This is a genomic window from Stenotrophomonas sp. NA06056, from assembly GCF_013364355.1.
GTDB lineage: Bacteria > Pseudomonadota > Gammaproteobacteria > Xanthomonadales > Xanthomonadaceae > Stenotrophomonas.
The window spans coordinates 1,514,341-1,528,055 of record NZ_CP054931.1 but is presented as its reverse complement, the minus strand read 5'-3'; the positions used below and the strand labels follow the sequence as shown (position 1 = coordinate 1,528,055).

The 13,715-nt window shown below is 65.4% G+C and carries 8 protein-coding genes; 6 read left to right on the top strand and 2 right to left on the bottom strand.

The genetic code is table 11. The features are described from left to right. The first annotated feature begins 99 nt into the window (after window positions 1-99). From HUT07_RS06690 to HUT07_RS06680, 3 genes are read left to right on the top strand one after another with little or no spacing between them, the layout of a single operon-like run. On the top strand, window positions 100-756 hold the full coding sequence (locus HUT07_RS06690) for a TetR/AcrR family transcriptional regulator (RefSeq protein ID WP_176020266.1): 657 nt from the start codon (window positions 100-102) through the stop codon (window positions 754-756). After that, window positions 756-2,021: an efflux RND transporter periplasmic adaptor subunit gene (locus tag HUT07_RS06685; protein ID WP_176020265.1), complete on the top strand. Its 1,266-nt coding sequence runs from the start codon at window positions 756-758 to the stop codon at window positions 2,019-2,021. Before HUT07_RS06690 ends, HUT07_RS06685 begins: the two co-directional genes overlap by 1 nt. Window positions 2,022-2,035: 14 nt before the next feature. Next, on the top strand, window positions 2,036-5,209 hold the full coding sequence (locus HUT07_RS06680) for a multidrug efflux RND transporter permease subunit (RefSeq protein ID WP_176020264.1): 3,174 nt from the start codon (window positions 2,036-2,038) through the stop codon (window positions 5,207-5,209). 278 nt (window positions 5,210-5,487) lie between these two features. On the opposite strand, the gene HUT07_RS06675 is transcribed toward HUT07_RS06680, so the two are convergent. Beyond that, a complete protein-coding gene (locus tag HUT07_RS06675) occupies window positions 5,488-6,636 on the bottom strand; it encodes an acyl-CoA dehydrogenase family protein (RefSeq protein WP_176020263.1) in 1,149 nt (382 codons plus the stop codon). 164 nt (window positions 6,637-6,800) lie between these two features. Here HUT07_RS06675 and HUT07_RS06670 point away from each other — a divergent pair, with 164 nt between their 5' ends. The 3 genes from HUT07_RS06670 to metH are packed head-to-tail and all read left to right on the top strand — an operon-like array spanning window position 6,801 to window position 11,568. Further along, window positions 6,801-7,730, top strand: a complete 930-nt coding sequence (locus HUT07_RS06670; RefSeq protein WP_025876836.1) for a metalloregulator ArsR/SmtB family transcription factor — start codon at window positions 6,801-6,803, stop codon at window positions 7,728-7,730. A gap of 7 nt (window positions 7,731-7,737) precedes the next feature. Further along, a complete protein-coding gene (locus HUT07_RS06665) occupies window positions 7,738-8,832 on the top strand; it encodes a homocysteine S-methyltransferase family protein (RefSeq protein WP_176020262.1) in 1,095 nt (364 codons plus the stop codon). Between the two features lie 51 nt (window positions 8,833-8,883). Next, the gene (gene metH / locus HUT07_RS06660) at window positions 8,884-11,568 is read left to right on the top strand and encodes a methionine synthase (protein WP_176020261.1); all 2,685 of its coding nucleotides are present in this window, start codon (window positions 8,884-8,886) and stop codon (window positions 11,566-11,568) included. Between the two features lie 13 nt (window positions 11,569-11,581). Here the strand turns inward: metH and HUT07_RS06655 are convergent, their stop codons facing one another. Beyond that, window positions 11,582-13,660, bottom strand: coding sequence for an acyltransferase family protein (locus HUT07_RS06655; protein ID WP_176020260.1), 2,079 nt, complete (start codon window positions 13,658-13,660; stop codon window positions 11,582-11,584). Between the last annotated feature and the right edge of the window lie 55 nt (window positions 13,661-13,715).

Here is a 13,715-nt window from a genome sequence, read left to right as displayed (position 1 = left end):
AGCGTTGCCGACAGGATCGGCAAAACGTGTTACCGGAAGACACATGCGGCAACATCGGCGCGATTCCACAATCCTGAACTGGACGGTATAGTCCACCGCGTGAATCCGGCCTACCTTCCTGTCGCCCTCGATGCGCGTGATGAGCGCGTGTTCGATGCCGTGCGCGAGCTGCTCGCCCAGCAGGGCATGCAGATGAGCATGGACGCGGTCGCCCAGCATGCTGGCTGTTCCAAGCAGACCCTGTACTCGCGCTACGGCAACAAGCAGGCCCTGCTGCGGCGGGTGATGCAGCGCCACGTCGGTCACGCGACCGGCGCCATGCTGCGTGCACTCCGCGGTGACGACCTGCGTGGCAGCCTGCTGCAGTTCGCCACCGACTTCCTGGAGCACTTCAACCAGCCCCACGTCGGCCAGGCCTGCCGCCTGATCGCCGCCGATGCTGCACAGTTTCCCGAAGAGGCGCGTACGCTGTACCGGCATGGCGCCGGTGCGTTGACGCTTCATCTTGCTGAATGGATTGAAACCGTTTGCAGTCGCGGTCTGCTGCGGCATGACGACCCGCACTTCATGGCCGAACTGCTGCTGAGCATGATCGCCGGTCAGGATTTCGACAAACAGCGCTTCCATACCCCCCATCGTGATGACGCAGCGTTGCGTCGGCGCTGGGCAGAGTTCTCCGTCGATGGCTTCCTGCGCGCATTCGCGCCGCAGCCTTCGCCGGCCCCGCCTTCAAACCAACCCCGGAGTTCCTCCTGATGACCGCCCCACTCCGCACCCTTGCCTTGACGTGCGCCGTCGCTGTCGCCGTAGCGGCCTGCAAGAAGCCGGAACAGCCGACGCCCCCACCGCCGGAGGTGGGCGTGATCGACGCCAAGCCGCAGACCCTGCCGCTGCAGCGCGAGCTGGTCGGTCGCCTGTCGCCGTTCCGCAGCGCCGATGTGCGCGCCCGCGTACCCGGCGTGCTGCTCAAGCGCGTCTATCAGGAAGGCAGCGAGGTCAAGCAGGGCCAGACCCTGTTCCTGATCGATCCGGCGCCGCTGCGTGCCTCGCTCAGTGCCTCCGAAGCCCAGCTGGCGTCGGCCCGCGCGACCTACGCCAACGCCAAGGTCGCCGCTGACCGCGCCCGTTCGCTGGCACCGCAGAAGTTCGTATCGAAGGCCGACCTGGACAACGCCGAGTCGGCCGAGCGCACCGCGCTGGCCGCGGTCAAGCAGGCCGAAGCCTCGGTGACCAGCAGCCGCATCAGCCTGGGCTACACCAGCGTCACTGCCCCGATCAGTGGCGTGGCCAACAAGCAGCAGGTGACCGAAGGCGCGCTGGTCGGCCAGGGTGATGTGACCCTGCTGACCACCGTGGACCAGCTCGATCCGCTGTACGTGAACTTCTCGCTGAGCGTGGATGAACTGACCCAGCTGCGTGCGCAGCAGGCCAAGGGCACCCTGGCCCTGTCCGGCGACGGCAAGGCGACGGTCAACGTCAAGCTGGCCGACGGCAGCACCTACAGCGAGCCGGGCACGCTGGACTTCTCCTCGACCACGGTCGACCCGGCTACCGGCGCGGTGTCGCTGCGTGCGGTACTGCCGAACCCGCAGAAGATCCTGCTGCCGGGCGCCTTCGTCAGCTTCCAGGCCAACCTGGGCGAGCGCAACAACGCCTACCTGGTGCCGCAGCAGGCGCTGCTGCGCGATACCACCGGCGGCTATGTGATGGTGGTGGGCGCCGACGGCAAGGTCGTACGCAAGAACGTCAAGACCGACGGCGCGCAGAACGGCAACTGGCTGGTCAGCGAAGGCCTGGCCGCTGGTGACAAGGTGGTCGTCGCCGGCGTACAGAAGGTCAAGGAAGGTACGCCGGCCACGGCCAAGCCGTGGACCCCGGGCCAGGACGCCAACGGCAAGCCTGCCGCCGGCGCTGCTGCCCCGGGCGCGGCTGCCACGGCTCCGGCCGACGCCAAGGCACCGGCCAAGGCTGACCAGGCCGACAAGGCCGAGCCGGCCGCCACCGAATCGAACAAGCAGTAACGGGACCTTCCGTCATGCCTAAATTTTTCATCGAACATCCAGTCTTCGCCTGGGTGGTGGCGATCCTGATCTCGCTCAGCGGCGTGATCGCGATCCTCAACCTCGGCGTCGAGTCCTACCCCAACATCGCCCCGCCGCAGGTGACCGTCTCGGCCACCTACCCGGGCGCGAGCGCGGACACCACGGAGAAGTCGGTCACCCAGGTGATCGAGCAGCAGCTGACCGGTATCGATCATCTGCTGTACTTCAGCTCCTCGTCCGCGTCCAACGGCCGCGCCTCGATCACCCTGACCTTCGAGACGGGTACCGATCCGGACATCGCCCAGGTGCAGGTGCAGAACAAGGTCTCGCTGGCCACGCCGCGACTGCCTTCAGAAGTGACCCAACAGGGTGTGGTGGTGGCCAAGGCCAACGCCGGCTTCCTGATGGTGGTGGCCCTGCAGTCCGATACGCCGGCCATCAACCGCGACGCGCTGAACGACATCGTTGGTTCGCGCGTGCTCGACCAGGTCTCGCGTATTCCCGGCGTCGGCAGCACCCAGCAGTTCGGTTCCGAGTACGCCATGAACATCTGGCTCAACCCGGAAAAGATGCAGGGCTATGGCCTGTCGGCCAGCCAGGTGCTGGCGGCGGTACGCGCGCAGAACGTGCAGTTCGCCGCCGGCGCACTGGGTTCTGACCCATCGCCGGAAGGCCAGCACTTCACTGCCACGGTGTCGGCCGAAGGCCGCTTCAGTTCGCCACAGGAGTTCGAGAACATCATCCTGCGGGCCAATGCTGATGGCTCGCGCGTGCTGTTGAAGGACATCGCCCGTGTTGCCTTCGGTGCCAACAACTACGGCTTCGATACCCAGTACAACGGCAAGCCCACCGGCGCCTTCGCGATCCAGCTGCTGCCGGGTGCCAACGCCCTGAACGTGGCCGAGGCCGTGCGCGGCAAGATGGACGAGCTGCAGCCCAGCTTCCCGTCCGGCGTCACCTGGTTCTCGCCGTACGACAGCACCACCTTCGTCAAGATCTCGATCCAGGAAGTGGTCAAGACCCTGTTCGAAGCCGTGTTGCTGGTGTTCCTGGTGATGCTGATCTTCCTGCAGAACTTCCGCGCCACCCTGATCCCGACGCTGGTCATCCCGGTGGCCCTGCTGGGTACGTTCCTGGGCATGTGGATGATCGGCTTCACGATCAACCAGCTGACCCTGTTCGCGATGGTGCTGGCGATCGGCATCGTGGTCGATGACGCGATCGTGGTGATCGAGAACGTCGAACGCATCATGACCGAGGAAGGCCTGGCGCCGAAGCCGGCCACGCAGAAGGCGATGACCCAGATCACCGGTGCTGTGGTGGCCATCACCGTGGTGCTGGCGGCGGTGTTCATCCCCTCGGCCCTGCAGGGCGGTGCGGCCGGTGAGATCTACAAGCAGTTCGCCCTGACCATCGCCATCTCGATGGCGTTCTCGGCGTTCCTGGCCCTGGGCTTCACCCCGGCGCTGTGCGCGACGTTCCTGAAGCCGACGCACAACGACAACCCGAACATCGTCTACCGCACCTTCAACAAGTACTACGACAAGATCAGCCACACCTATGTGGGCCACATCACCTCCGCAGTGCGCCATGCACCGCGCTGGATGATCCTGTTCGTGGTGCTGACCGCGCTGTGTGGCTTCCTGTTCACCCGCATGCCGGGCAGCTTCCTGCCTGAAGAAGACCAGGGCTACGCACTGGCCATCGTGCAGTTGCCGCCGGGCTCGACCAAGAGCCAGACCAACGAAGCGTTCGCACAGATGCGTGGCATCCTGGAAAAGCAGGATGGCTATGAAGGCATGCTGCAGGTGGCCGGCTTCAGCTTCGTCGGTTCCGGCGAGAACGTGGGTATGGGCTTCATCCGCCTGAAGCCGTGGGAAGAGCGCAAGTTCACTGCTCCGGAATTCATCCAGAACATGAACGGCGCGTTCTACGGCATCAAGGAAGCGCAGATCTTCGTGGTCAACCTGCCGACCGTGCAGGGCCTTGGCCAGTTCGGTGGCTTCGACATGTGGCTGCAGGACCGCAGCGGTGCCGGTTACGAACAGCTGACGCAGGCGCGCAACATCCTGCTCGGCCAGGCCGCGCAGAAGCCGGACCACCTGGTGGGCGTGCGCCCGAACGGCCTGGAAAATGCACCTCAGCTGCAGCTGCACGTGGACCGCGTGCAGGCACAGTCGATGGGCATGTCGGTGTCGGACGTGTACAGCACCATCCAGCTGATGCTGGCCCCGGTGTACGTCAACGACTTCTTCTACGAAGGCCGCATCAAGCGTGTGACCATGCAGGCCGATGGTCCGTACCGCACCGGCCAGGAATCGCTGAAGAGCTTCTACAGCCCGTCCAGCCTGACCACCAATGCCGATGGCACCAGTGCGATGATCCCGCTCAACACGGTGGTCAAGTCCGAATGGGTGTCGGCGCCGCCGTCGCTGAGCCGCTACAACGGCTACTCGGCGATCAACATCGTCGGTTCGCAGGCACCGGGCACCAGCTCGGGTGAAGCGATGCAGACCATGGAAGGCATCGTCAACGACGACCTGCCGGCGGGCTTCGGCTACGACTGGTCGGGCATGTCCTACCAGGAAATCTTGGCCGGCAACGCGGCGACGCTGCTGCTGGTGCTGTCCATCGTGGTCGTCTTCCTGTGCCTGGCCGCGCTGTATGAAAGCTGGTCGATCCCGGTGGCGGTGCTGCTGGTGGTACCGCTCGGCGTGCTGGGCGCACTGGCCCTATCGATGATGCGTGGCCTGCCGAACGATCTGTTCTTCAAGATCGGCCTGATCACCGTGATCGGCCTGGCGGCGAAGAACGCGATCCTGATCGTGGAGTTCGCGGTGGAGCAGCGTGCGGCGGGCAAGACCCTGCGCGATGCCACCATCGAAGCGGCGCGCCTGCGATTCCGCCCGATCCTGATGACGTCGTTTGCGTTCATCATGGGCGTCATCCCGATGGCGATCTCCTCCGGTGCGGGCGCCAACTCGCGTCACGCGATCGGCACCGGCGTGATCGGTGGCATGCTGTTCGCCACCCTGCTCGGCCTGCTGATGATCCCGGTGTTCTTCGTGGTCGTGCGCCGCATGCTGGGCGACAAGCTGGATGAACCGTCGAAGGAGTTCATGGAGCGCCAGCGTGATGCGGATGCTGCCCACCGTCCGGATCGTTGATCCAGCGGTTAGCTGAAACGAGAAAGGCCCCGGAGCGATCCGGGGCCTTTTTTCTTGCCGCTTTTGAATCCATGCCAACCAAGGTTGGCATCTACCCAAGCAACGACAGGTCCGATGGCGCTACGCGGGTTGCCGCCCTGTAGAGCCGAGCCCATGCTCGGCTGCTTGTACCGGAGCCGAGCATGGGCTCGGCTCTACAGATGGCCAGAGAACAGCGCATCCACGCATGGCGTGGATCTACTGCCGCGCCGCCATTGCAGCGGCGCGGCACGGGAGAATCAACGCAGCCCGGTTTCGTTGCGGGCGATTACCAGGCGCTGGATCTCCGAGGTGCCTTCGTAGATCTCGGTGATCTTGGCATCACGGAAGTAGCGCTCCAGCGGCATTTCCTTCGAATAGCCCATGCCGCCATGGATCTGCACCGCCTGGTGGGTGATCCACATCGCTGCTTCCGATGCGGTCAGCTTGGCGATGGCGGCTTCGTTGCTGAAGCGCTTGCCCTCGCCCTTCACCCATGCGGCACGCAGGGTCAGCAGCAGCGCCGCATCCAGCTTGCACTTCATGTCGGCGATCTTCGCCTGGGTCATCTGGAAGGTACCGATGGCCGCACCGAAGGCCTTGCGGTCCTTGACGTATTCCAGGGTCGCCTCATAGGCGGCACGCGCGATGCCGATCGCCTGCGAGGCGATACCGATGCGACCGGCGTCGAGCACGCCCATGGCGATCTTGAAGCCCTCGCCCTCCTGGCCCAGCACGTCTTCCGGCTGCGCCACGTAGTCGTTGAACTCGATCTCGCAGGTGGCCGAGGCGCGGATGCCCAGCTTCGGTTCGGTCTTGCCGCGACCGAAACCGGCCTTGTCGGTGTCGATCATGAAGGCGGTGATGCCACGCGCGCCCTTGTCCGGCTCGCTCATCGCGAACAGCACGATGTACTTGGCCACCGGGCCGGAGGTGATCCAGCTCTTCTTGCCGTTGATGACATAGCTGCCGTCAGCCTGCTTGATCGCACGGCAACGCATCGCAGTGGCGTCCGAACCCGACTGCGGCTCGGTCAGTGCGAATGCACCGATGGCCTCGCCTTCGGCGATCGCGCGCACGTACTTCTGCTTCTGCGCTTCACTGCCATGGGTCAGGATGCCGTTGCAGAACAGCGAATTGTTGACCGACATGATGGTCGAATGCGCAGCATCACCGGCGGCGACCTCCACCATCGCCAGCACGTACGCGATCGGGTCCATGCCTGCGCCGCCGTATTCGGCCGGCACTTCGATGCCCATCAGGCCGTTCTCGCCCAGCAGGCGGATGTTGTCCAACGGGAATTCGCCGGTGCGATCGTGGTGCTCCGCGCTCGGGGCGATCTTTTCCTGCGCGATGCGACGCGCCACGTCCTGCAGCATCAACTGCTCTTCGGTAAAGCTGAAATCCACAACACCCTCCCGGGTACATGATGTTATGGGCCGCGCGCGGCGCGCCCAGGTCTTCCAATTGTACCGGGGGCGGGGCATCGGCGGCTGACTCGCGGGGAGCTGCGACTTGACCGGAAGGGGTGTGGTCGGCGAATATATCTCTATATCGCGATAGGTAGATATTTATGGATCTGGAAGACTGGTCGACTCGCCTGAAGGTGTTCGCCGACGCCACCCGCGTGCGCCTGCTGGCACTGCTGGAGCAGGAAGAGCTGACCGTGGCGGAGCTTTCGGCCATCACCCGGTTGGCACAGCCGCGGGTGTCCACGCATCTGGCGCGCCTGAAGGAAGCCGGCCTGGTGCGCGACCGCCGTGCGGGCGTGTCGGCCTACTACCGCTTCGACGAAGCCCAGCTGGACCCGGCGCAACGTGCATTGTGGCATGCCCTGAGCAACGGAAGCGACGACCCGTTGCTGCGCCAGGATGCTGAACGGGTCGCGGCGGTGCTCGCCCACCGCGCTGCCGACCAGAACTGGGCCGACAGCGTGGCCGGCGACATGGAGCGCCACTATTCTCCGGGCCGCACCTGGGAGGCACTGGCCCGCACTGCGCTGCCGTTGCTGGAAACCGGCGACGTGCTGGATATCGCTTCCGGCGACGGTGTGCTGGCCGAACTGGTCGCCCCCCATGCCCGTCGTTACGTCTGCATCGATACCAGCGCGCGCGTGGTGGCCGCCGCCAGCGAACGCCTGCGCCGCCTGCCCAACGTGGAAGTGCGCGAGGGCGACATGCATGCCCTGCCCTTCAAGGACCGCAGCTTCGACCTGGTCGTGCTGATGCACGCCCTGACTTACGCCAGCAAGCCGGCGCAGGCGGTCACCGAGGCCGCGCGCGTGCTGCGTCCGGGCGGTCGCCTGCTGCTGTGCAGCCTGGCCCGCCACGAACACAAGGCCGCGGTCGATGCCTATGGCCACGTCAACCTCGGCTTCAGCGACAAGGAACTGAAGAAGTTCGTCGACAAGGCCGGCCTGCAGGTCTCCAACCTGGAAACGGTCACCCGAGAAAAGCGCCCGCCGCATTTCGAAGTGATTTCGCTGATCGCCAACAAACCCTGAGGCCGACATGCCCGCCCTGCCCTGGTTGCACCCGGAACGCGTGGAATCGCTGCTCGCTGCCCTGCGTGATCGCATCCTGATCATCGACGGCGCGATGGGCACGATGATCCAGCGACACGGCCTGCAGGAAGACGACTACCGGGGCGAGCGCTTCGCCGGCGGCTACGACCATGTCCATGGCCCCGGCTGCGACCATGGCGGGACACCGGAAGGCCACGACCTGAAAGGCAACAACGACCTGCTGCTGCTGACCCGGCCGGAGGTCATCGCCGGCATCCACACCGCATACCTGGAAGCGGGCGCGGACCTGGTGGAAACCAACACCTTCAACGCCACCTCGGTCAGCCAGGCCGACTACCACCTCGAACACCTTGTGTACGAACTGAACAAGGCGGGCGCCGCCGTTGCCCGTGCCTGCTGTGATGCGGTGGCGGCGACCACGCCGGGCAAGCCGCGCTTCGTCATCGGCGTGCTCGGCCCGACCAGTCGTACCGCTTCGATCAGCCCGGACGTCAACGATCCCGGCTACCGCAACACCAGTTTCGATGAGCTGCGCGGCACCTACCGCGAAGCCATCGATGGCCTGATTGATGGTGGCGCCGACACGATCATGGTCGAAACCATCTTCGATACGCTCAACGCCAAAGCCGCGCTGTACGCCATCGAGGAAGCCTTCGATGCGCGTGGCGCACGGCTGCCGATCATGATCTCCGGCACCATCACCGATGCCTCCGGGCGCACCCTGTCGGGGCAGACCGCCGAAGCGTTCCAAGCGTCGCTGGCACATGCACGACCGTTGTCGATCGGCCTGAACTGCGCGCTCGGCGCCGATGCCATGCGCCCGCATGTGGAAACCCTGTCGCAGGTGTCGGACTGTTACGTCAGTGCCCATCCCAATGCGGGCCTGCCCAATGCATTCGGTGAGTACGACGAAACACCCGATGAAATGGCGGCCACCCTCCGAGGCTTCGCCGAGGATGGCCTGCTGAACCTGGTGGGTGGCTGCTGCGGCTCCACCCCGGACCACATCCGCGCGATCGCGCTGGCGGTGGCCGGGCTGCCGCCGCGCGCCTTGCCTGTCGCCCAGGTCCAGGCCGCATGAACGCCATCGCCATCCACTCTCCGCCCTGTTGCCGTTGAGCTGCCGCCTGCCATGACGACCGTACGCCCTACCCGCCTGTCCGGCCTGGAACCGCTGGTCATCACCCCGGACCTGCTGTTCGTCAATGTCGGCGAACGCACCAATGTCACCGGCAGCGCCCAGTTCCGCAAACTGATCAAGGAAGGCCGTTACGAGGAAGCGGTGGATGTGGCCCGGCAGCAGGTGGCCAGCGGCGCACAGATCCTCGACGTCAACATGGACGAGGGCCTGATCGATTCGGAAGCGGCGATGACCCGCTACCTCAACCTGATCATGTCCGAACCGGACATCGCGCGCATTCCGGTGATGGTCGACTCCTCCAAATGGAGCGTGATCGAGGCGGGCCTGAAGTGCCTGCAGGGCAAGAGCGTGGTCAATTCGATCTCGCTGAAGGAAGGCGAGGACCTGTTCCGCGAGCATGCGCGCAAGGTGCTGCGCTACGGCGCGGCCGCGGTGGTGATGGCCTTCGATGAGGCCGGGCAAGCCGACACCTGCGCGCGCAAGGTCGAAATCTGCACGCGTGCCTATCGCCTGCTGGTCGATGAAATCGGCTTCCCGCCGCAGGACATCATCTTCGACCCGAACATCTTCGCCGTCGCCACCGGCATTGAAGAGCATGACAACTACGCGGTCGACTTCATCGAAGCCACCCGCATCATCAAGCAGACGCTGCCGCACTGCCATGTGTCCGGCGGCGTATCGAACGTTTCGTTCTCGTTCCGTGGCAACGAGACCGTGCGCCAGGCGATCCACTCGGTCTTCCTGTACCACGCGATCGCCGCCGGCATGGACATGGGCATCGTCAACGCCGGCGCCATGCCGATCTACGACGAGCTGGAACCGGACCTGCGTGAGCGGGTCGAAGACGTGATCCTCAACCGTCGCCGTGATGCCACCGAGCGCCTGCTTGAGATCGCCGAGCGCTACAAGGGCAGCAAGGGCGCGGCGAAGACCGAGGACCTGGCCTGGCGCGAGAAGCCGGTGGATGCACGCTTGGCGCATGCGCTGGTGCATGGCCTGGACGCCTGGGTCGAAGCCGATACCGAAGAAGCCCGGCAGCGTTCCAGCCGGCCGCTGGACGTGATCGAAGGCCCGCTGATGGATGGCATGAACGTGGTCGGCGATCTGTTCGGTGCCGGCAAGATGTTCCTGCCGCAGGTGGTGAAGTCGGCACGGGTGATGAAGAAGGCGGTGGCCTACCTGCTGCCCTACATCGAAGCCGAGAAGGCACGCAGCGGCGACACCGCCCGCAGCAATGGCAAGATCATCATGGCCACGGTGAAGGGCGATGTGCACGACATCGGCAAGAACATCGTCGGCGTGGTCCTGGCCTGCAACAACTTCGAGGTGATCGACCTTGGCGTGATGGTGCCGGCGCAGAAGATCCTCGATGCCGCACGCGAGCACCACGCCGACATCATCGGCCTGTCCGGCCTGATCACGCCGTCGCTGGAGGAAATGAGCCATGTCGCCCGTGAAATGCAGCGACAGGGATTCGATCTCCCCCTGATGATCGGCGGCGCGACCACCTCGCGTGCGCACACCGCGCTGAAGATCGACCCGCATTACAAAGCGCCGACCGTGTGGGTGAAGGATGCCTCGCGCGCCGTGGGCGTTGCGCAGTCGCTGATCTCGCGCGAGTTGCGCGATGCGTTCGTCGCGGCCAACGAGGCGGACTACGCCGAGATCCGTACCCGCCATCGCAACCGCGGCGACGCCAAGCGCCTGGTGTCGCTGGAGCATGCACGCGGCCAGATGTTCCAGGGCGACTGGGAGGCGTACACCCCACCCGCACCGAAGCAGCCCGGTCTGCATGTATTCGATGATTATCCGCTGGCCGAACTGGTGCCCTACATCGACTGGACGCCGTTCTTCCAGGCCTGGGAACTGGCCGGCAAATACCCCGCCATCCTCACCGATGAGATCGTCGGCACCCAGGCCAGCGAGTTGTACCAGGACGCCCGCGCGATGCTCGAGCGCATCGTCAACGAGAAGTGGCTGCAGGCCAAGGCCGTGTTCGGCCTGTGGCCCGCCAACAGCATCGGCGACGACGTACGGGTGCAGCATCCCGATGGCGAGGCCACCCTGCACTTCCTGCGCCAGCAGGTGGACAAGCCTGCCGAACGGCCAGATTTCTGCCTTGCCGATTTCATCGCCCCGGCCGACAGCGGCAAGCAGGACTGGATCGGCGCCTTCGCCGTGACCGCAGGCATCGGTATCGACGCGCACGTGGCACGCTTCGAGGCCGACCACGACGACTACAACGCGATCCTGCTGAAAGCGCTCGCCGACCGCTTTGCCGAAGCCCTGGCCGAACGCCTGCACCAGCGCGTGCGTACCGGATTCTGGGGCTACGACCACGCCGAATCACTCGACAACGAAGCGCTGATCGACGAAAAGTACCGCGGCATCCGCCCAGCGCCCGGTTACCCCGCCTGCCCCGAACACAGTGAAAAGCGCCGATTGTTCGACCTGCTGGGCGCGGAAACCAACGCCGGCATGCAGCTGACCGAAAGCTTCGCGATGCTGCCGACCGCGGCGGTGTCGGGCTATTACTTCAGCCACCCGCAGAGCCAGTATTTCGTGGTTGGCCGTCTCGGTCGCGAACAGGTGGCTGACTACGCACGCCGCAAGGGTGTGGACCGCGCCCAGGCCGAACGCTGGCTGGCGTCCAATCTCGACTACGATCCAGAATGATCGCCGCGCCCGATCAGGGGGCGACGGCCGGCGCCTGCAGACGCTGCAGCTGACGCTGGAAATCCGGCAGCAGCAGACGGTTGCTGTATCCGCTGAGATGGTCACCATCGAAGAACAGCGGCTTGCCGTCGCGGGTGGGAAGGCAGCGCTCGCCCGGGCACAGCAACGGCATCGGATCCCACACGGATGCACCCGGCAGGCCTGCAGCGACCTGCTGCAGAGCAGCCAGCACCGGCTCGCGCAACTGCTCGATCTCGCTGCGCGCAACCGTCATGCCGTTGGCACAGATCGGATTGTGCCGGTTGAACACATCCGAGCAACGGTACGGCGGTGCCGGCAGCACCGGCTTGGGCGCTTCCAGCACGATGCGCACGCCACGGTCGGTCAGCGGTGTGAGCTGCTCGATCCAATGCGCGATCTCGGCCTTGCGGCCCGCACTGGCCGTCTCGCTCAGATGATCGGCACGCACCTGGGCAACATCGAACAGCGCGTACTGCTCGGACAGGCGTGGCAGGCGCAGCCCTGCCAGCAACACCACATCACCCGGCTGCGCACGCGCCTGGATATCTTCCAGCACGTTGCGCGTATAGGCCTCGCAAGCAGGATTGGGGCCCTGCCAGGCACGCAACCCGACCAGCGCGCATCCGCCACTGCTGTACAGGCGGATCGGTGCACCATCGAGCACGGCAAGGCGCTGCAACATCTCGTGATAGGCCAGCGCGTGCGAATCGCCGGCCACGAACAACTGACGAGTGGATGCGGCACGTCCAGGGCACTCACCGCGCTCGTAAAGGCGGGCCTGTCCACCCAGTACCGGCACGTTGCTGACCCGCACGCGGCAGTCGGGGATTTCCTTCTTCAGCCCCTTGGCATACGGATACCAGTCCAGCGGAGCACGGCTGACCACGCTGAGCGAGGTGTACTGCTGGGTCTTGACCAGCGCCGTCTGCAGGCCGGCGCCGACTACCAGCACGCCCAGCCCGGCCACGACCCAGCGCGCGTTGCTGATGCGCCAGCGCGCCCCGTGCCGCAAGGGTTGTTCCACCCAGCGCCACGACAGCCAGGACAGCAGCGCGACGCACAACAGCGCGGCGGCGCCGGTACCGATGGTTTCCAGGCCCACCGTCCAGCGGAAAAGCACGAAGACCGGCCAGTGCCAGAGATACAGCGAATAGGACAGACGTCCGACCGTCACCATCGGTGTTGCCGCCAACGCACGACCGATCCAGCCCCCGGGCGAGCGCTGCAGCAGACCCAGCAGGCCCAGTGTGCCCAGCACCGGCCACAACCCGTCAATCCACGGCGAGTGGCCTGGCCGCGCGGACCAGAGCCCATAGCCCAGCGCCACGACACTCAACAGCAGCAGCGGCGAGCGCCAGCTGATCCCGCGCGGCGGAGACGGCGGCGGCGTAAACCGGCCGCTCAGCGACAGCAGCTGGAACAGCAGCACACCCGCGCCGAGCTGCCAGAACCGCGCGGTGGTGAGGTAGAACGCATCGATCTCATGGCCACCCTGCCCTGCACGGAACACCGCGTAGCCTAGCGATGCCACCGTCGCTGCGGCAAACAGGCCCACCGACAGCCAGGCGCCGCGCCGGCCTTTGGCCCAAGCCAGGAACAACATCGGGAACAGCAGGTAGAACTGCTCTTCGACACCCAGCGACCAGGTATGTGTGTAGGGATTGAACTCGGTGCGCGGCGAAAAATAGTCGTTGCCGGTGCTGGCCAGTACCCAGTTGCTCAACCCGAAGAACGCCATGCGGCCCGTCTTGTCGCTGGTCTCGCTGAGCCAGGATTCAGGAATCAGCAACGCGCTGAACATCGCCGTCACCAGCAGGCACGCCACCAGCGCCGGCGCGATGCGACGCATGCGGCGCGCATAGAAGCGGGCCAATCCAGCCCAGCCTCCAATCGCCGGCAGGCGATCGACCGAGGCGCTGACCACGAAGCCGGAGATGACGAAGAACACGTCCACGCCAGTAAAGCCACCCGGCAGCCAGCTCGCCTTGAGGTGGTAGAGGATCACCGCCAGCACTGCGATCGCACGCAGGCCATCGATATGCGGGAAGTACCCGGGACTGCGTTCCTGCATGACCCTGCTCCTGACATGCACTGGGCGCCCGACGGCGCCCAGTGTGTTCAACAAT